The sequence below is a fragment of the Streptomyces sp. NPDC050121 genome (genome assembly GCF_044460385.1).
In the GTDB taxonomy this organism is placed as follows: Bacteria; Actinomycetota; Actinomycetes; order Streptomycetales; family Streptomycetaceae; genus Streptomyces; species Streptomyces soliscabiei.
On sequence record NZ_JBITJV010000006.1, the window covers coordinates 55,345 to 72,527 of the forward strand.

The 17,183-nt window shown below is 70.5% G+C and carries 17 protein-coding genes and 1 pseudogene; 8 read left to right on the forward strand and 10 right to left on the reverse strand.

Translation table 11 applies throughout. The features are described from left to right. Nucleotides 1–132 precede the first annotated feature (132 nt). Both ACIBTS_RS11465 and ACIBTS_RS11470 read right to left on the reverse strand, forming a co-directional pair. On the reverse strand, nt 133–609 hold the full coding sequence (locus ACIBTS_RS11465; RefSeq protein WP_399318529.1) for a hemerythrin domain-containing protein: 477 nt from the start codon (nt 607–609) through the stop codon (nt 133–135). A 48-nt stretch (nt 610–657) separates the two neighbouring features. Continuing rightward, the gene (locus tag ACIBTS_RS11470; protein WP_399318873.1) at nt 658–1,869 is read right to left on the reverse strand and encodes an MFS transporter; all 1,212 of its coding nucleotides are present in this window, start codon (nt 1,867–1,869) and stop codon (nt 658–660) included. Nucleotides 1,870–2,249: 380 nt separating this feature from the next. Here ACIBTS_RS11470 and ACIBTS_RS11475 point away from each other — a divergent pair, with 380 nt between their 5' ends. Together ACIBTS_RS11475 and ACIBTS_RS11480 are read left to right on the forward strand one after the other, a co-directional pair. Further along, nucleotides 2,250–2,672 carry a pyridoxamine 5'-phosphate oxidase family protein gene (locus ACIBTS_RS11475; protein WP_399318531.1) on the forward strand — a complete coding sequence of 141 codons (423 nt, stop codon included), beginning with the start codon at nt 2,250–2,252 and terminating at the stop codon, nt 2,670–2,672. Nucleotides 2,673–2,780: 108 nt separating this feature from the next. Beyond that, nucleotides 2,781–3,119: pseudogene (locus ACIBTS_RS11480) on the forward strand (aldehyde dehydrogenase family protein); the annotation flags it as partial. Between the two features lie 111 nt (nt 3,120–3,230). Here the strand turns inward: ACIBTS_RS11480 and ACIBTS_RS11485 are convergent. Further along, nucleotides 3,231–3,551: an RICIN domain-containing protein gene (locus ACIBTS_RS11485; protein ID WP_399318533.1), complete on the reverse strand. Its 321-nt coding sequence runs from the start codon at nt 3,549–3,551 to the stop codon at nt 3,231–3,233. Nucleotides 3,552–3,651: 100 nt separating this feature from the next. After that, a complete protein-coding gene (locus ACIBTS_RS11490; protein ID WP_399318535.1) occupies nt 3,652–5,082 on the reverse strand; it encodes an endo-1,4-beta-xylanase in 1,431 nt (476 codons plus the stop codon). Between the two features lie 831 nt (nt 5,083–5,913). On the opposite strand from ACIBTS_RS11490, the gene ACIBTS_RS11495 reads away from it, so the two are divergent. From ACIBTS_RS11495 to ACIBTS_RS11520, 6 genes are all read left to right on the forward strand, one after another. Continuing rightward, nucleotides 5,914–7,383: a non-reducing end alpha-L-arabinofuranosidase family hydrolase gene (locus ACIBTS_RS11495; protein WP_399318537.1), complete on the forward strand. Its 1,470-nt coding sequence runs from the start codon at nt 5,914–5,916 to the stop codon at nt 7,381–7,383. Nucleotides 7,384–7,632: 249 nt separating this feature from the next. Further along, entirely contained in the window at nt 7,633–7,803 is a 171-nt protein-coding gene (locus ACIBTS_RS11500) for a hypothetical protein (RefSeq protein WP_399318539.1), read from the forward strand. Between the two features lie 357 nt (nt 7,804–8,160). Further along, nucleotides 8,161–8,343: a hypothetical protein gene (locus ACIBTS_RS11505; protein WP_399318540.1), complete on the forward strand. Its 183-nt coding sequence runs from the start codon at nt 8,161–8,163 to the stop codon at nt 8,341–8,343. Between the two features lie 5 nt (nt 8,344–8,348). Continuing rightward, the gene (locus tag ACIBTS_RS11510) at nt 8,349–8,687 is read left to right on the forward strand and encodes a metalloregulator ArsR/SmtB family transcription factor (RefSeq protein ID WP_319672153.1); all 339 of its coding nucleotides are present in this window, start codon (nt 8,349–8,351) and stop codon (nt 8,685–8,687) included. Further along, nucleotides 8,684–9,208 carry an ATP-binding protein gene (locus ACIBTS_RS11515; protein ID WP_399318543.1) on the forward strand — a complete coding sequence of 175 codons (525 nt, stop codon included), beginning with the start codon at nt 8,684–8,686 and terminating at the stop codon, nt 9,206–9,208. The genes ACIBTS_RS11510 and ACIBTS_RS11515 overlap by 4 nt, the downstream gene beginning before the upstream one ends. Next, nucleotides 9,205–9,384, forward strand: a complete 180-nt coding sequence (locus ACIBTS_RS11520) for a DUF6126 family protein (protein WP_319672151.1) — start codon at nt 9,205–9,207, stop codon at nt 9,382–9,384. Before ACIBTS_RS11515 ends, ACIBTS_RS11520 begins: the two co-directional genes overlap by 4 nt. A gap of 464 nt (nt 9,385–9,848) precedes the next feature. On the opposite strand, the gene ACIBTS_RS11525 is transcribed toward ACIBTS_RS11520, so the two are convergent. Genes ACIBTS_RS11525 through ACIBTS_RS11550 form a run of 6 tightly spaced genes read right to left on the reverse strand, consistent with a single transcriptional unit; the run spans nt 9,849 to nt 17,137 of the window. Beyond that, nucleotides 9,849–11,333 carry an NADH-quinone oxidoreductase subunit C gene (locus tag ACIBTS_RS11525; RefSeq protein ID WP_399318545.1) on the reverse strand — a complete coding sequence of 495 codons (1,485 nt, stop codon included), beginning with the start codon at nt 11,331–11,333 and terminating at the stop codon, nt 9,849–9,851. A 4-nt stretch (nt 11,334–11,337) separates the two neighbouring features. Then, nucleotides 11,338–12,966: a proton-conducting transporter membrane subunit gene (locus ACIBTS_RS11530; protein ID WP_399318547.1), complete on the reverse strand. Its 1,629-nt coding sequence runs from the start codon at nt 12,964–12,966 to the stop codon at nt 11,338–11,340. Further along, the gene (locus ACIBTS_RS11535) at nt 12,966–13,658 is read right to left on the reverse strand and encodes a hypothetical protein (protein WP_399318549.1); all 693 of its coding nucleotides are present in this window, start codon (nt 13,656–13,658) and stop codon (nt 12,966–12,968) included. The genes ACIBTS_RS11530 and ACIBTS_RS11535 overlap by 1 nt, the downstream gene beginning before the upstream one ends. Next, nucleotides 13,655–14,614 carry a respiratory chain complex I subunit 1 family protein gene (locus ACIBTS_RS11540; RefSeq protein ID WP_399318551.1) on the reverse strand — a complete coding sequence of 320 codons (960 nt, stop codon included), beginning with the start codon at nt 14,612–14,614 and terminating at the stop codon, nt 13,655–13,657. Before ACIBTS_RS11540 ends, ACIBTS_RS11535 begins: the two co-directional genes overlap by 4 nt. A 10-nt stretch (nt 14,615–14,624) precedes the next feature. After that, a complete protein-coding gene (locus ACIBTS_RS11545) occupies nt 14,625–16,658 on the reverse strand; it encodes a proton-conducting transporter membrane subunit (protein ID WP_399318553.1) in 2,034 nt (677 codons plus the stop codon). After that, the gene (locus ACIBTS_RS11550) at nt 16,655–17,137 is read right to left on the reverse strand and encodes an NADH-quinone oxidoreductase subunit B family protein (RefSeq protein ID WP_399318555.1); all 483 of its coding nucleotides are present in this window, start codon (nt 17,135–17,137) and stop codon (nt 16,655–16,657) included. The genes ACIBTS_RS11545 and ACIBTS_RS11550 overlap by 4 nt, the downstream gene beginning before the upstream one ends. Nucleotides 17,138–17,183: the final 46 nt, after the last annotated feature.

Genomic DNA, 17,183 nt, shown 5'->3' on the forward strand with positions numbered 1-17,183 from the left:
GTCCGCGTACTGGGCGTACGCGGACGATCCCGACAACACGGCGAGGCGCCGTGCCAGGCGTCGCGGGCCAGACGGGACTTTCGAAACACGCCCTAGTGGCCGGTCCGCCGTGGCGAACTGTGGAGGGAATGATCAGGCGGGGGGCCGGGACAGGGCGCTTCCTGCTTCTGCGCGTATTTTCTCGACCGCCTCCCACTCCTCGGTGCCGAGGACCGCGAGTGCGGCCGGGAAGACGCCGTCCTGCTCTTTGAGGATGTGGTCACGCAGCATCGCCATCGCCTCCATCAGGCGGTGCGGCCAGGCCGGGTCCGAGGGCGTGGTGGCGTCGTCGGCCTCGGCCAGGACGGCCTCGATGCGGCGGTGCTCGGCTTCCAGGGCCGCGATCTGCTCCGGGAAGTCCACGGCCATGGCCGGGAACAGGCCGTGCTCCTCGACCTGCGTGTGGGGGCCGAGGACGGCCGCGATCTCGCGGGCGATCTCTGCCATCCGGGCCACGTCACCGTCCTGCTGGGCCGGGCGGAGGTGGCTGATCAGGCGGACGACCTCGTCATGTTCGCGGGTCAGCTCGTCGATGGACGCCAGGGACTGGCAGCCGCAGTACTCACACATCGAGGTTTCTCCCCACCTGTTCGGTCCGTCGTTGCCAGCCGCGCGGTCTCACGCCGTGGTGTGCGCGGTGCGGTGACGCTGCCCACGGCCGGTACGCGGAGCCCGGTCGCCACCCTGGACGGCAGAGCGGACGACGATGAGGGTGAAGGCCAGTGCAGCGGCGGCCACGATCGCGAGGAGAACGAGACCGGCCGCGTACGTCCCGTACTCGCCGTAGAGCGAGCCCATCACCAGCGGGGGCAGGAAGCCGCCCAGTCCGCCCGCGGCGCCGACCACTCCGGTGACCGAGCCCACCTGGTTCGCCGGGGTCAGCAACGCCACCAGGGCGAAGGTCGCTCCGCTGCCCGCGCCGAGCGCGCCGGCCATGGCCAGGAACGCGACGGTGCCCACCGGCGCCAGGGCCGGGGTGAACGACTGCACGACCGCCCCAGCCACAACCACAGCCAAGGATCCGGCCAGCACCCGCACCGGGCCCAGCCGGTCGGACAGCCAGCCGCCGACCGGGCGCATCGCCACCGCCAGGAGCACGAACCCCGCCATGCGGTTGGCGGCGTCGGCCTGGGTGAGGCCGTAGCCGGTCTTGAGGTAGGTGGGCAGGTAGACGGAGAAGGCGACGTAGCCGCCGAAGGCCACCGCGTACAGCGCGGACGCCTGCCAGGTGATGGGCAGCCGGGCGGTGGCGGCCAGGCGGCGGGCCAGCGACTCGGTCGGCACGGTGCGGCCGGGCGCGTCACGCAGCAGCAGCGCGGCGGCCACGGCATAGACGGCGAGCACCGCGGCGGTGATCAGGAACGGGGTCGACATGCTGTGCGCGTCGACCAGCTTCACCGTGGTCAGGGCGCTGATCGCGGTGCCGCCCATACCGGCGCCGAAGACGCCTATGGCCAGGCCCCGGCGCTCGGGCGGGAACCAGGCGTTCACGAACGGCACCCCGACCGCGAAGGCCGTGCCGCCGACGCCGAGGAAGAACCCGCCGGCCAGCAGCGCGACGAGGGAGGAGTGCCCGGCCAGGCCGAGGTACAGCACCGGCACGATGGCGGCCGCCGACACGATCGGGAACATCACTCGCCCGCCGAACCGGTCGGTCAGCGCACCGACCGGGATGCGGCCCAGGGAGCCGACCACGACCGGCACCGCCACCAGCAGCGACTGCTGGAAGGAGCTGAGGTGCAGGCCGTCCTTGAACCGCGGGCCGAGCGGGCTCAGCAGCGCCCATGCCCAGAAGTTGACGGCGAAACCGATCGTGGCCAGGGCCAGCATCAGCCACGCCCGGCCGGGCACCGGAGCGCCCGACGGCGAGCTGTCGCTCTTCGACTTCAACGGCTGGAACATGTTGTCCGTCCCTTTCCTTTGCTTGGTGGTACGGCGCCACCGGGATCGCACGCGCACGGCCGGCACCTCGCCTGCCCATCGGTCGCATCCCGCAACCACTGTCCGCATCCGGACTCGCCGACGGCATGGGCCATCAGTCCCTGTCGGTGCGCAGACAGGCCCTGGTATCGCCTCCCTCCGCAGCCGTGTACCCGGGCTGCCCGCACGGCGGACGCCGAAGCAGCGGCCGCAATCGGCGGGCCGCGCCATAAGGAGGTAAGGGCCGACCGGCCCTACCCCCTCGCAGCGCACGGTCGGACGATGGGCCGATGTTCCAGACAGACGGCTTTCGCGCACTCGACCGGCAGGAGTGCCTGCGCCTGTTGGCCAAAATGCCGGTCGGCCGCGTGGTGTACACCCGGCGGGCGCTGCCCGCGGTCCTCCCCGTCAACTTCTGCCTGGACACCGACGCCGCCGTCCTGCTGTGCACCTCGGCCGGTTCCGACCTCGTACGCGCCATCGACGGCGTTGTGGTCGCCTTCGAGGCGGACGAGTTCGACGCGGCGACCCGGTCCGGCTGGAGCGTGGTCGTCACCGGACGGGCCGCCGTGGTGACCGATTCCGCCGAGCATGAGCGGTTGTCGCAGACCGGCCCCAGCTCCTGGAAGCCCATGGATGACGCGGTGTTCGTACGGATCGAGTCCGAGATGGTCACCGGACGCGAGCTCGGGCAAGCGCACGGCACGCGCTGAGGCGCAGCCCACCGCCACCGCGTGACCAAGCCCGTAGGGCAGGGACAGGAGCGGCAAAGTCAGCGCGGTCGAGGGGCTGTTGTCTCCCATTCAAGGCAGGAGAAGCACATGGGACAGCGCAGGGACCTGCGGCGGCGCAGGGCTGGTCCGCAGGACGCGTGGTCCCGCTGGGTGCCGAAGCCGAAGGTCGCGGGTGCGCCCCCGAGCGGCGGCGACGCGTTGCGCGGCGAGGTGACCGAGTCCTGGGCGCGTTCGCTGACCAGCGTGCACCCCGGACGGGACAGCGCACCGGTGGCCGTCGCGGGCGCGAGATACGGCGACCCCCTGGACCCGGCCACCATGATCGGAGCCCCGGCCGGCGTCGACCAGTACGAGAAGATCGTTTCCTACCTCGACATCGGCAAGAAGGAGGGCGCGGAGCTCGTCACCGGCGGCACCTCTGACCAGTCAGAAGGCGTGGGAGCTCTCCTGAAAAGGCCTCTGGGCCCTTCAATCCGGGATGGACGTCGACGGAGTGGAGCAAGGGGCCTCCTTGCTCCACTCCGTGGTGCGGGCGGGTCACTGGAACTGTGCGAAGAACCTCCAGATCTCTGCTTTGGTCCAGGTGGTGGCGCCGTTGTCGCCGGTGGAGCCGTCGACCGGACCGGGTGCGTGACCGCCGTCGAACGCGGCCCATCGGGCGCCTCCACCGCCGACGTCGTGGCGCGTCCACTGGCTGACCTGCGCGCCGTCGGCGGCGGACGTGCCAGAGACGTCCAGCGCCTTGCCGCTGTTGCGATTGACCAGGACATACCAGGCATTGGTGTCCACTGTCGCCGCCTCGGCGGGCGCCGGATTCACCGCGGCCAGCATGCCGATCGCGAGGGCCGCCGCCAGCACGGCGGCTAACCGGGACCACCAGCGATGTTTTCGTGGAGGGGCGGGGGAAGCCGCACCGTAGGCCTTCATCGATGCACCCTTTCGTTGGTGGCAGATCCCATCAGGCGCGGGTCCAGTGCTGGTTGCTGCTGTTCGAGCAGGAGTAGAGCTGGATCAGGGTGCCGTTGGCGGTGCCGCCCGAGACGGCGTCGAGGCAGAGGCCGGACTGCACGCCGACGATGGATCCGTCGGAGTCGAGGCGCCACTTCTGGTTGTCGCCGCCCCAGCAGCTGTAGATCTGGACCTTGGTGCCGTTGCCGGTGCCGGCGGCGTCCAGGCACTTGTTGCCGTAGACCCTGAGCTCACCGGCGGCGGTGTACGTCCACTGCTGGTTGGTGCCGTTGTGGCAGTCCCAGAGGTTGAGCTGGGTGCCGTCGGTGGTACTGGTGCCGGGCACGTCCAGGCAGCGACCCGAACCGACCCCCTTGATCGTTCCGCCGTCCGAAGGGGGCGTGGAGGTGCCGCCGTTGAGTGCGTTGAGGACGGCGGTGTAGGCGGGCTTCTTGCTGCCGTTGCCGTTGAACAGCAGCGGCGTCTGCTCCGCTCGCCAGGAGTCGGTGTCGCGCACACCCCAGACGGTGATGCCGAGGCAGCGCGGGACGGCCAGGCAGTCGTTGGTCACGTTGGCGTAGGTCGTGGCCGAGGCGCCCTGGATGTCGAGTTCGGTGAGGGCCACGTCGACGCCGAGGGCGGCGAAGCTCTGGAGAGTGGTGCGGAAGTTGCTGTTGTAGGCGCTCTCGTTGTTGAAGTGCGACTGGAAGCCGACGCAGTCGATCGGCACGCCGCGCTGCTTGAAGTCCCGGACCATGGAGTACACGGCCTGGGTCTTGGCCCAGGTCCAGTTCTCGATGTTGTAGTCGTTGTAGCAGAGCTTGGCGGCCGGGTCGGCGGCGCGCGCGGTGCGGAAGGCGACCTCGATCCAGTCGTTGCCGGTGCGCTGGAGGTTGGAGTCGCGCCGTGCTCCCGAACTGCCGTCGGCGAACGCCTCGTTCACGACGTCCCACTGGACGATCTTGCCCTTGTAGTGGGCCATCACCCCGTTGATGTGGTTGATCATCGCCTGGCGCAGCGTGCTGCCGCTGAGGCTCTGCATCCACCCGGGCTGCTGGGAGTGCCAGGCCAGGGTGTGGCCGCGCACCTTCTTGCCGTTCTGCACCGCCCAGTTGTAGACGCGGTCACCGGCGGCGAAGTTGAACTGCCCCCGCTGCGGTTCGGTGGCGTCGATCTTCATCTCGTTCTCGGGCGTCACCATGTTGAACTCACGGCCGGCGATCGTCGTGTACGCCGAGTCGCCGAGCCTGCCCGAGGCGATGGCGGTGCCGAAGTAGCGGCCGCTCTGCGCCGCCGCGGCACCGAGTGTGCTCTCGGCGGCGTGTGCGGTCGGGGGCGCGACCAGTGCGGCAGCCGCACCGAGGACGCCGACGACCAGCGCCAACAGCAGGCCGCGGATTTTCCGGCGGATAACGCGTCTGGGAAGGGCGTACGAGCCCATGACTGTGCCTCCAAGGTGGACATCACGGAAGGACTGAAGCGCAGGGGATTGCGTCGTTCGCTCCCCTTCGGCAGACGGACGGGGCGGGCGGGCCGGAACCCGGGCAGCAGGGAATCGCCGGACACCGCAGTCATGGGACCGGGACGATCTCAGCCGGCACGAGACGGCGCCCGGTCGGCCGTCGGGTGACCTACGGCGGGCGGCAGCGGTGTTCCGACACAGGCACGGGGTACTCCTCGCGGCTCAGCCGGGGGACCGTCACACGGCGTCGCGTAGCTCTCCAACTGCACGAAGAGCCAGGATGCGCCGGTGCGAACCTCACCGGGACAAAACGGTGTGGCGCAGGTGCTTTGGGTGCGCGGATCTGCGGTACGGATGCGCATGATGCGCATGGATCTGCCGTGCAGCACCGTTTACTCAGGGCCGACGAGTTCGAAATCTCGAACTGCGGCCGGCCACCCGAGAGGGAGGTTGCGGGATTGACGGTGAATCGTCAACAGTCTCAACAGAGAAAGTTTCCGCATCTGATTCGAAACATTCGAAATCCCGTCGAGCCGGACGCGGAAACCCTCCGGCGCCGCCTGGCGAGCCATATCACGCATTTCCGAAGCGCTTCCGGTCGGCGCGACAGCTTGCCAAGCCCGAAGAGGAGAAACTGTTTTGGACAGATCGGTGACAGACCTTGACCTGAGGGCCCCGCATTCCTAGCTTGTGGCGTCAAAGAATCGGTGAACTCTCCGAAAGTTTCGAGACCTTCCTCTGCCCCTCGGTACGGCCGCTCCGCGGTTCATCGGCGTCACCCGACCCCGCCCCCCCCAAGGAGGTCCTCTGATGTGGTTCCGCCGCCAGTCCCCGGTCCGTCCAAGACGCTTACTCGCCGTCCTCGCGCCCTTGCTGCTCGTGGCTGCCTTCCTCGGTGCCCAGCCCGCCGCCGCGGCGACCGTCGACCCCAACGCCTCGTATGTGCTGGTCAACCGCAACAGCGGCAAGGCCCTGGACGTCTACAACCTGGCGACCGACGACGGCGCCCGCATCACCCAGTGGACCAGGAACGATCAGAACCAGCAGCAGTGGCAGTTCGTCGACTCCGGGGACGGCTACTACCGCATCAAGTCCCGGCACTCGGGCAAGGTGCTGGAGGTCCAGAGCCGGTCCACCGCGAACGGCGGCTCGATCGTCCAGTGGACCGACCTGAACGGCACCAACCAGCAGTGGCGGCTCGCCGACAGCTCGGACGGCTACGTGCGGCTCATCGCGCGCCACAGCAACAAGGCCCTCGAAGTACAAGGCGCCTCCACCGCCGACAACGCGAACATCGTCCAGTACGACGACTGGGGCGGCAGCAACCAGCAGTGGCAGCTCGTCAAGGTCGGCGCCGACAACCCCGGCCCGGGTTGCAATCTCCCGTCGACCTACCGCTGGACGTCAACGGGCGCGCTGGCGCAGCCCAAGCCGGGGTGGGCCTCGCTCAAGGACTTCACCGTCGTCCCGTACAACGGCAAACAACTCGTCTACGCGACGACGCACGACACGGGGTCGAAGTGGGGTTCGATGAACTTCGGCCTGTTCACCAACTGGTCGGAGATGGGCTCGGCCAGCCAGAACGCGATGTCGAACTCCACCGTCGCACCCACGCTCTTCTACTTCGCACCGAAGAACATCTGGGTGCTCACCTACCAGTGGGGCGGGACCGCCTTCTCCTACCGGACGTCGAACGACCCCGCCAACCCGAACGGCTGGTCCTCCCAGCAGGTGCTCTTCTCCGGAAGCATCCCGGGCCCCGGAACCGGCCCCATCGATCAGACGCTCATCGGTGACGGGACGAACATGTACCTGTTCTTCGCCGGTGACAACGGCAAGATCTACCGGGCCAGTATGCCGATCGGGAACTTCCCGGGCAGCTTCGGCTCGTCGTACACGACGGTCATGAGCGACACGACGAACAACCTGTTCGAAGCCCCGCAGGTCTACAAGTTGCAGGGCCAGAACCGCTACCTCATGATCGTCGAAGCGATCGGCTCGCGGGGCCGCTACTTCCGCTCGTTCACGGCCACCAGCCTGAACGGCTCGTGGACACCCCAGGCCGCGACCGAGAACAACCCCTTCGCCGGCAAGGCCAACAGCGGCGCCACGTGGACCAATGACATCAGCCATGGCGAACTGATCCGCACCGGCCCCGATCAGACCATGACCGTCGACCCCTGCCACCTCCAGTTGCTCTACCAGGGGCGCAACCCCAACTCCGGTGGCGACTACGGCCTTTGGCCCTACCGTCCGGGTCTGCTGACACTGCAGCGCTGACGGCCTGACACGGGGGCCGGCTCCGGTAGGGAGCCGGCGTGGCGGGCTCGGCGGAAGGCCGAGCCCGTCCGGGTCAGGCGACAACATCAGCTCATACTCACCAGCCCGAGGGCCATCCCGTAACGCGGTGCCGCCGCCGGTGGCCCTTGCTCACGGTCCAGGCGTGCCGGGTCGCCTGTGGAAGGCGACCCAGCCCGCCCGGCGCGTCCGGCGAAGGTCCAGGCCGATGCGAAGGCATGATCGCCTGGGATGGACAGTTCCAGCCGGTCCTCGAAGGGATCCGTGTCCCCCGCACCGGGCCCGGGCGGGCCCCGCACCACAGCCGACAAGGTTCGCGCCGACAAGGCCTACGGCTCCCGGGGCGGCCGACCGCGGACCTTCGACGAGGAGGACTACAAGGAACGCCGTGCATGGCTGTGACCAGTACGTTCACAACAGACCGCAGACGCGTTCCGGTGCGTGGTGTTTCCCGGGCCTCAGAATCCTCCATTTCCGCTGGTCAACGGGGTATCGGTGCTGTACCGGGCAGCTGGCCCAAGACAGCCCGGGAGCGGCTGCGAATGTCCAGCGCATAGGGGGGCTGCCGTCGCGGCAGCCCCCCCTATGCGCTGCCCGCACGGCGAACTCAGCTCCTGACCGATTCATGACCCCTTCCGCGGCCGATGGCAGAGGTCCGCGGTGTCTGGGGCGCGCCTTTCTCCGCCTACAATCAATTGAAGAGTTCTTCAATTGGTTAGTTGCCGTTGTTCCTAAGTGATCCACCGTCCGGAGGTCGGAGTGAACGAAGTCGCCGATGCGCTGCTTGCGCGGGTACGTGCGGCGCGGGCGGGACTGGCGGCTGCCGTGAGTGCGGGTGACGCGTACGACGTTGCGGTGGCCCAGGACGAGCTGGACGACGCGGTACGGCTGGCGCGGCGGCACGGGTTGGATGTCGAGGCGACGGGGATGGACGAGGGGTGATCGGGATGCCGGTTCCGCTGTATGAGGCGAAGGCCGAGTTCTTTCGGATGCTCGGCCACCCGGTGCGCATAAGAGTGCTGGAGCTGTTGCAGGAGGGCCCGAAGCCGGTGCGCACGTTGCTCGCCGAGATCGAGGTCGAGCCGTCGAACCTGTCCCAGCAACTGGCCGTGCTACGTCGCTCGGGCATCGTGACCGCGACGCGTACTGGCTCGACGGTGATGTATGAACTGGCCGGGGGTGATGTGGCCGAGCTGCTGGCCGCCGCACGGCGGATCCTGGCCACCCTGCTGACCGGTCGAAAGGATCTGCTCGACGAGCTGCGGGCGACGGAGGCAACGCGATGACCGGCAAGGGAGGATTCCGGATGCCTTGGCGGCGCGGCAGGCTGGTGGCACCCATCGAGCATGCGCCGCCCGCGGTCCAGCGGCACATCGCCTCGTTCAGACCGGGGCCCGAAGCGGTGCGGCGGGCCCGAGAGTCGGTGGCCGAACACCTTCCTGCTGCAGGCGTCGCGCCGGGCTCCGCGTTCGCCGACGCGGTGCTGCTGGTGGTCAGCGAGCTGGTCGTGAACGTACTGCGGCACGCCCCGCGCTCGCCGGTGATCGACGTGGGGATCACGGTCGCGGCCGAGAAACTGGTGGTCAGCGTCGCGGACGCCGAGCCGCATCTGCCGGATCTCAATGGCGCGGGCATGGGTGCGGGACTACGGATGGTGGCCGAGCTGGCCGCCGACCACAACGGCGACGTCAGCGCGGAGCCCGCCGTCGACCATGACGGCAAGGTCATCCTCGTGCGGTTCACCATGCCGTCGCCGGGACGTGGACATCAGTGGACACCACAGGAGAGCAGGGAGACGACACGGTGACCGACCAGGCGTCCGAGCAGTCCGCAGGCAAGCAGCGGAAGCCGAAGACCAAGGACAGGGAGTGGCGGATCGAGCGTGGCGTCGCGATCCGGGCGGGCTTCTACATCTTCGGCACGCATCTGTTCGCCGGCTTCGTGTGGCTGCTCTTCTACCTGGGCGAACACGCGCACAAGTGACCTGGCGCAAGGGTACGGTGTGGAGCCTGGGACGACCTCAACTCCCCAAGTCTGTACGAGACTTCGGAATGTGACACCTTCGCCGCCTCCTTGGCCACGAAGGTGATCACCGGACTGGGTCGGCTGGCTGTGCGAGTACGAGAGGTTCCACTGGCCGTCGCTGCTGAAGGACGGCTTCGCTCCACCGTTCTGCTCCGACTTCAGCGCGACCCCGCCATTCATGCCCGTCACCACGGCGGATTGGACAGTGTCTGTGCGGTCTTCTCACCAACGGCCCCGTCGCGGGTGAGTCCATATGTCCGCTGGAAGGCGACCAGGAGCAGGAGTGGCAGGCTGCGAGGGCGCTTGGCGTGACGCGCCGGTGCGTGGGATGCGAACACGTATACCCCCAACTGGTTCGCGAGAAGGCCTCAGTGCACACCTCCACCTGAATGTAGGTAGCCGTCACATGACTGATCGAATCGTCAGAGGTCGTTGCCCGCGTAGGAGAGGTTGAAGCTCTTGTTGGTCAGCGGGAAGTCCGGGACGATCGTGTCCGCCAGCGCGACCGGCAGGGCGGGCCAGTTGAAGAAGGACGGGTCGACCGGCTTGACCCGGGCCAGGGTGCCGTCGGGGGCGAGTTCGACGCGGGTGGCGATGGTGCCGCGCCAGCCCTCCACGAGGCCCACGCCGGTGCGGGGGGCCGCTCCGGACGTCGGCGGAGGCGCCGGCACGGCCATCGGGGTCGACAGCCCCTTGGTGAAGTGCTCGATCAGGGCAAAAGAGGTCTCGATCTCCTCGGCGCGGACCAGGAAGCGGGCCAGGACGTCGCCGCTGTCGTGGACAGGCACGTCAAGCTGCGCACCGTATCCGGTGAAGGGGTGGGCCACGCGGGCGTCGTCGGCGATGCCGCTGGCGCGGGCGACGTATCCAAGGCAGCCGATCTCCCGGGCGGCGGCAGTGTGCAGGATGGCGGTGCCGGTGAAGCGGTCGCGAACGGTGGAGTGGCCGAGGGCGAGGTCGGCGATCTCTCCGATGTCCGCACGGATCGCCTTCAGGCGCACGAGGTCGGGCAGGGTGAGCAGTGCCGTGCCGCCGGGGACGACGCCTCCGCGCAGCAGCCGGTGTCCGGTGACTTCTTTGTTGAGGCGCAGGAGTTCCTCGCGCACCCGCTGGGCGTGCGCGTTGAGGATGCCGTGGCCGACGTCGTTGCAGAGCATGCCGAGGTCGGCGACGTGGTTGTGGATCCGCTCCAGTTCCAGGAGCATCGCGCGGGCGTTTTGGGCCTCAACCGGGACCTCGGTGCCGGTGGCCTCCTCGACGGCCAGGCAGTACGCGAGGGCGTGGCCGACTGCCGTGTCGCCGCTGATGCGCTCAGCCAGCGGGAGTCCGGCGGCCACCGAGCGCCCCTGGAACAGTCTTTCCACACCTCTGTGGACGAACCAGAGGCGGGCCTTGAGCTTGAGGATGGTCTCGCCGACGACAGAGAAACGGAAGTGGCCCGGCTCGATCAGCCCGGCATGCACCGGGCCGACAGGGATCTCGTAGACGCCCTCGCCTTCCACCTCCAGGAAGGGGTACGGCCCCTCCTGCTCACCGAAGGCCGGCGGTGGTCCGGCCTCGGGGCGCATGGGGTACCAGCCGCGCGGCCAGTGGAAGTGGCGGACGAGACGGCGGGGCAGCGGGTGGTCGAGGGGGACGATGCCGAACAGGTCGCGCATCTCGCGCTCGAACCGGCCTGCAGGAAAGGAGAGATGGGCGAGGGTCGGCACGGTCTCGGGCTGGTTCGGTGCGAGGCGGACGTGGAGTTCGGTGCGGGTGTCGGGCGGGCCGGCCACGAACAGGTACACCACGCGGAGCCCGTGCTCGTCGTGGTGGGCGGCGACCAGCGCGAGCCGGTGGCCGCCGGTCAGCAACTCCTCGGCGCGCTGCGGTAGTTCGGTGACGCCGATGTCGTGCGTGGTGCGCATCGCTTCAGCCTCCGATCGCCTGGGTGGCGGCGTGCAGCAAATCGGTGAGCGGGCCGAGGGTCACGCCCAGGGCGGCGCAGGCGGCCAGGCCCAGCAGCAGGGGCCACACCGCGGACGGGCTTTCCTCGGCCGGTGTTCCCGGTCCGAGCAGCATGCGGGCGGTCCGGGCGGCGAGTGCGGCGAAGGCGACCAGCACGAGCAGCAGGGCCACCGCCATGACCCAGCCCAGGCCCCCTCCGGCGGCGAAGCCGGCCCGGGCGATGCCCAGCTCGGAGGCGAAGAGACTGAACGGTGGGAAGGCCATCAGCGCCACCACCGCAAGCCCGAACGCCCCTGCGAGCGGCGGCGCCTGGGCGAGCAGCCCGCGGACCCGCCCGATCCGCGCCGTGCCGGTGATCTGCAGGATCCGGCCCGAAGCGCAGAAGGCGACCGACTTGGCCAGCCCGTGGCCTGCGATGTGCAGCAGCGCGGCGGACAGGGCGAGCGGGCTGCCGATCGCCGCGGCCAGGGCGATCAGGCTCATGTGTTCCATGCTGGAGTAGGCCAGCATCCGCTTGTAGTCGCGCTGGGCGAGCAGCAGCCCGGCCGCGAGGGCGAGGGTGAGCAGGGCGATCCCGGCCAGCAGGACGCGGGTGAAGCCGACGCCGAGGGCGGCGTCGGCGATGACCCGGTAGCGCAGGATCGCGGCGAAGGCGACCGACAGCAGCACCCCGGACATCAGCGCCGACACCGGCGCCGGGGCCTGGCTGTGGGCGTCCGGCAACCAGGCGTGCAGCGGGATGAGGCCCGCCTTGGCGCCGAAGCCGAGCACGATCAGGGTGATGCCGAGCCGGGTGACCGCCGGGTCGAGGCGGTCGGCGTGGGCGACGAGGGTGGGCCAGTCCAGGGCCCACGCCTCCGCGATCCCGGCCTGCCGGGCGGCGTAGTAGATGAGCACGGTGCCGAGGAAGGCGAGCGCGATGCCGGCCGAGCAGACCACCACGTACTTCCAAGCCGCCTCCACCGAGGTGCGGGTGCGGCGGTGGCCGACGAGGAAGGCGGTGACGATGGTGGTGGCCTCGATGGCGACCCACAGCACGCCGAGGTTTGCGGTGACGACGGCCAAGGACATCGCGGCCAGGAACGCCTGGACGAGAACGTGGTAGCTCCCCCACTCTCGACTTCGCTCGAGCGGGGGGACCCCCATCACGGCCCGGGCGCTTGCCCGCCCGGCAGCCCTCTCGCCCTTCAGATACGCGGGTGCCGAGCCGCAGGCGATCAGTGCGACCGCGCCGACCACCAGCAGCATCCATGCGGTCAGCGCGTCCGCGCGCAGGAGCCCGGAGTACGCCCGCCGGGATCCGCCGCTGTCGACGTCCGCCGCCAGCAGGCTCCCGCACGTGAGGATCACGGCGGGTGAGACGAGCCCGACCCAGTCCCGCACATGCCGCTTGGGCGCCTCGTCAGGCTCGGGCGCCTCCGCCACCAGGACGGTTCCCTGTGCGGATGCGCGCTGCCCGGATTCGGTGAGCTCCGTGGCGAATGCTGCGGCGGCCGGGCGGGTGCGCGGTGCGGCCAGTGCGTACGCGCCGGCCACCACCGACGGCACGGCGGCGGGAGCGGTCAGGAGGAACGCGGAAGCGGTCGGGCTCATCAGTCGTGCAGCTCCCGCAGGTCGTCGATGTCGGTGGTGCCGAACGCCTCCCGCACCCGGGTGGTGAGGATCTGCAGCACCAGCACCGCCAGCAACACGTCGAAGGAGACGCCGAGTTCGACGATCAGCGGCACCCCGGAGGTGGCCAGGAAGGCGGTCGCGGTGATGCCGTTGTCCAGCAGCAGGAAACCGACCACCTGGGCCAACGCCCGCCTGCGGGTCACCAGTACGAAGAAGCCGATCAGGACGACGGCGAGGCCGACCGGCAGGGCGCGGGTGGCCGGCGTCGGGTGCAGTTCCGTCAGCGGGCGGGCCACCGCGTAGGCGAGCAGCGTCAGCAGAGAGGCGGTCAGCAGGGAGGCGGCGACGTTGACGAGGGGCTGTGTCTCCCGGGTCTCCGCTCCCCCGTCGCCGTAGCGCCGCCGGCCCTGGGTGAGCGCGGCCAGGGCGCGCCGCATCAGGTACGGCAGGACGCCCGCACGCAGCACTCCGACGCCGAGCCCCACAGCGACCAGGTCCCAGCGTTCCTCGTGCGCGCCGAGCAGGACGGCAACCGCGGCGAGCGCGATGCCCTGCAGGGCGAAGACGCGGACGATCGCCGCCAGTTCGCGCATCCACAGCACGATCACGGCGGCCAGCAGGAAGGCACCGCAGGCCAGGTCGAGGAGCTGGGTGTAGAGGCCGCCGCTCATGACGCTCCGCTCAGGAAGTACGAGGCGGTCACCGCGAGCAGGGCCAGCAGGAAGGAGCCGGCGAGCAGTTCGGGCACCCGGAACAGCCGCACCTTGGCCCAGAACACCTCGGCCGCCGCGAGCACCGCGCCCAGCAGGCAGATCTTCGCCGCGAACAGCACCAGCGCCACGGCGAGGGCCGCCCAGGAGGCGCCGGTGGCGATGCCCCACGGCACGAACAGCGAGGACAGCAGGCCGAGCAGCAGGGTGAGCCGCATCTGGGCGCCCAGTTCGACCAGCGCCAGGTCGGGACCTGCGTACTCCAGCACCATCGCCTCGTGAATCATGGTGAGTTCGAGGTGGGTGGAAGGGTTGTCGACCGGGATCCGCCCGGTCTCCGCCAGCACCGCGACCGCGAGCGCGGCCGTGGCCAGCAGCCCGGCCGGGGAAGTAAGGCGGGCCGGCTCGTGGGCGGCGCCGGAGACGATCGCCGGGATGTTGGTCGTCCCGGCCGGTATCGACAGGGCGAACACCGACAGCAGGATGGTCGGCTCGACCAGCGCGGCGACCGTCATCTCCCGGGAGGCACCCATCCCGCCGAACGCGGTACCGGTGTCCAGACCTGCCAGGGCGAGGGCCATGGTGCCCAGCGCGATCAGAGCGACCACCAGGATGAGGTCCGCGTGGGAGCTGACCGGGGTGTCGGTGGACAGCAGCGGTACCAGGGCGGCGGCCACCACGGTGGTGGCGACCAGCAGCGCGGGGGCCGTACGGAAGGCGGGCCCGGTCCCCACCGGGGTGATGGGCTCCTTGCGCAGCAGCTTGCGGGCGTCCCGCCAGGGCTGGAGCACCCCGGCGCCGGCCCGGCCCTCCAAACGGGCCCGTACCTGCCGCATCCAACCGGTCACCACGGGCGCTCCGGCACCGACCACGACGACCTGTCCGGCCACGGCCGCATATCCGACAGCAGTACTCATCTGTTCGCTCTCACCAGCCCACCGCCAACGCCAACAGCAGGACGACCAGGCCGACGAAGCCGTAGCCGAGATAGAGGTGGACGCTGCCGCCCGCCAGCCGCCGCGCCGCCTGCCCCGTGCCGGCCAGGGCCCGCAGCACCGGCTCGTACAGCCGGTGTTCGATCCGGTCGGGCACCCGGCGCTGGAAACGCACCCGCTCCACCAGGTACGCCGACTCGCGCACCGGCGTGACGTCAAGGTCCTGCTCGGGCGCGAGGACATCGTCGAAGACCCGCTGCAACGGCTCGGCAAACGAGGTCGCCGTGTAGGCCATGCGCGGGGTCGGTGCGCCGCCGCCGCAGTCCCACAGCCGGGCGTTCACCCGGCGCCGACGGCGCCCGTACAGCCGGGGCAGCCCGGCGGCCAGCACGAGTGCGGCGGTCAGGGCGGCCACCACCCACACCGGCGACAGCGACGCGGAGATGTCCACGAGCCGCACCCGCACCCCGCCGCCCGACACCGCACCGGTGCCCGGCAGCCCGACCGCGCTCACGGCCCGGTCCAGGCTCCCGCCGAGCAGCCCCGGCACCAGCGCAAGCGCCACGCACCCGGCGGCCAGCAGTCCCATCCCGGCGATCATCAGAGGCGGTGCCTCCCGCGCGGACGCCGCCTTGTCGCTGCGCGGCCGGGCGAAGAAGCCGACCCCGAGCGCCTTCACGAACGCGGCGGCGGCGATGCCCGCCGACAGCGCGATCAGCGCCACCGACAGCGGCAGGACGACGGCCACCGCGACGCCCGGCACCTGCAGGCCGTGGATCAGGGACTGCAGCAGCAGCCACTCGCTGATGAACCCGTTGCCCGGCGGCAGCGCCACCGCTCCCAGCGCGGCCAGCGCGAACAGTTGGGCGGTGGCCGGCATCCGGGCGCGCAACCCGCCCAGCCGGTCGAGGTCCCGCAGGCCGGTCGCCCGCAGCACGGATCCGGCCGCACAGAACAACAGGGCCTTGAACGCCGCGTGGTTGACCACGTGCAGCAGGGCCGCCGCCAGCGCCAGCGCGGCCAGCGGCCGGTTGCCGTAGGACGTGAAGAGCCCACAAGCGCCGACCCCGATCAGGGCCAGGCCCATGTTCTCGCTGGTCGAGTACGCCAGCAGCCGCTTGAGGTCGGAGGCCATCGCCGCCTGGAGGATCCCGTACACCGAGCTGGCCCCGCCGACGGCCATCAGGGCCAGCCACCACCAGGCCGGACCGCCGCCGAGCAGGTCGAGGCCGGTGCGGACGAGGCCGTAGATGCCCAGGTTGACCATGGCCGCGCTCATCAACGCCGAGACGGGGCTGGGTGCTTCGGGGTGTGCGCGCGGCAGCCAGGCGTGCAGCGGCACCGCGCCCGCCTTCGACGTGAACGCCAGCCCGACCAGCACGAACACCAGCCCACGTACGGTCGGCGAGATTGCCTGGGCGCCCGCCCGCAGTGCCGTGAAGGTCTCCCCTCCGGCCTGCGCGGCGAACAGCGCCAGCCCGGCGAGCAGCAGCACCAGGCCGAGGTGCGTCATCACCGCGTACCAGACGCCGGCCTGCCGCACCGAGGCACGTTCCCGGTGTTCGGCGAGGACCAGCAGCAGCGAGGCGAGCGCCATCAGCTCCCACAGCACCAGGAACGTGGACACCGACGCCGCCACCGATACGAGAACCAACGTGAGCGCGAACAGCGGCAGCACCGCCTGCGCGGTGCGCGAACCGAGCCCGTGCGGGCCGTGCCCGGCCGCGTAGCCGATGCCGTACACCGCGACCGCCGTCACCACGGCCCCGGCCACCGCCATGAACAGACCGGCCAGCGCATCCACCGCCACGTGCGCACCGGCCAGCGGAAGCAGTCCCGGGAGGGTGTCTGTCCAGCGGCTGCCTCCCAGCGCGGCCACACCCGCCGTGCCACCCGCCACGCCCACGCCCGCCGTCAGCACTCCCACGACCGGCACGCGCAGCCGGTACGGCAGCCCGAGTCCGGCCGCCGCGCCCGCTCCGCCCAGGATGGTGGCCGTCGCGAGGGCGGCCGCAATCGTGCTCACCGCCCGGTCACTCTCCGCAGCGCCGCCACGATCTCGTCCGGCTCCGGCGGGCACCCGGGCACGGCCAGATCCACCGGTACGACATCGGCGACCGCGCCCTCGACGCCGTACCCGCCGGCGAACTCACCGCAGTTGATCGCGCAGTCCCCCACCGCGACGACCAGTCGGGGCTCGCCCATCGCAGCGACCGTGCGCCGCAGCGGCTCGGCCATGTTCCGCGTCACCGGCCCGGTCACCAGGGCGACGTCCGCGTGCCGGGGCGAGGCCACCAGCCGCGCCCCGTACCGCTCGGCGTCGTACACCGGGTTGAAGGCCGCGGCGATCTCGATCTCGCAGCCGTTGCAGGAACCGGCGTCCACGCACCGCACCTGCACCGAGCCGCCCAGCTGCCGCGCCCTGGCCGGGACCTCGCCCTCGGGGCGCGGCGGCGCGGGCTCGGCCACCCGCCCGGTGTCGCGGATCTTGCGTAGCAGGCCCATGACGCCTCCCTGAGATGGTGAGGACTGTCCGCAGGTCACCAACAGG

Excerpts from the sequence above, each read along its gene's own strand:
- ACIBTS_RS11465 (WP_399318529.1), bottom strand. The coding sequence starts at position 609 with ATGTGTGAGTACTGCGGCTGCCAGTCCCTGGCGTCCATCGACGAGCTG.
- ACIBTS_RS11470 (WP_399318873.1), bottom strand. The coding sequence starts at position 1,869 with ATGCTGGCCCTGGCCACGATCGGTTTCGCCGTCAACTTCTGGGCATGG.
- ACIBTS_RS11475 (WP_399318531.1), top strand. The coding sequence starts at position 2,250 with ATGTTCCAGACAGACGGCTTTCGCGCACTCGACCGGCAGGAGTGCCTG.
- ACIBTS_RS11490 (WP_399318535.1), bottom strand. The coding sequence starts at position 5,082 with ATGGGCTCGTACGCCCTTCCCAGACGCGTTATCCGCCGGAAAATCCGC.
- ACIBTS_RS11495 (WP_399318537.1), top strand. The coding sequence starts at position 5,914 with ATGTGGTTCCGCCGCCAGTCCCCGGTCCGTCCAAGACGCTTACTCGCC.
- ACIBTS_RS11500 (WP_399318539.1), top strand. The coding sequence starts at position 7,633 with ATGGACAGTTCCAGCCGGTCCTCGAAGGGATCCGTGTCCCCCGCACCG.
- ACIBTS_RS11510 (WP_319672153.1), top strand. The coding sequence starts at position 8,349 with ATGCCGGTTCCGCTGTATGAGGCGAAGGCCGAGTTCTTTCGGATGCTC.
- ACIBTS_RS11515 (WP_399318543.1), top strand. The coding sequence starts at position 8,684 with ATGACCGGCAAGGGAGGATTCCGGATGCCTTGGCGGCGCGGCAGGCTG.
- ACIBTS_RS11525 (WP_399318545.1), bottom strand. The coding sequence starts at position 11,333 with ATGCGCACCACGCACGACATCGGCGTCACCGAACTACCGCAGCGCGCC.
- ACIBTS_RS11530 (WP_399318547.1), bottom strand. The coding sequence starts at position 12,966 with ATGAGCCCGACCGCTTCCGCGTTCCTCCTGACCGCTCCCGCCGCCGTG.
- ACIBTS_RS11535 (WP_399318549.1), bottom strand. The coding sequence starts at position 13,658 with ATGAGCGGCGGCCTCTACACCCAGCTCCTCGACCTGGCCTGCGGTGCC.
- ACIBTS_RS11540 (WP_399318551.1), bottom strand. The coding sequence starts at position 14,614 with ATGAGTACTGCTGTCGGATATGCGGCCGTGGCCGGACAGGTCGTCGTG.
- ACIBTS_RS11550 (WP_399318555.1), bottom strand. The coding sequence starts at position 17,137 with ATGGGCCTGCTACGCAAGATCCGCGACACCGGGCGGGTGGCCGAGCCC.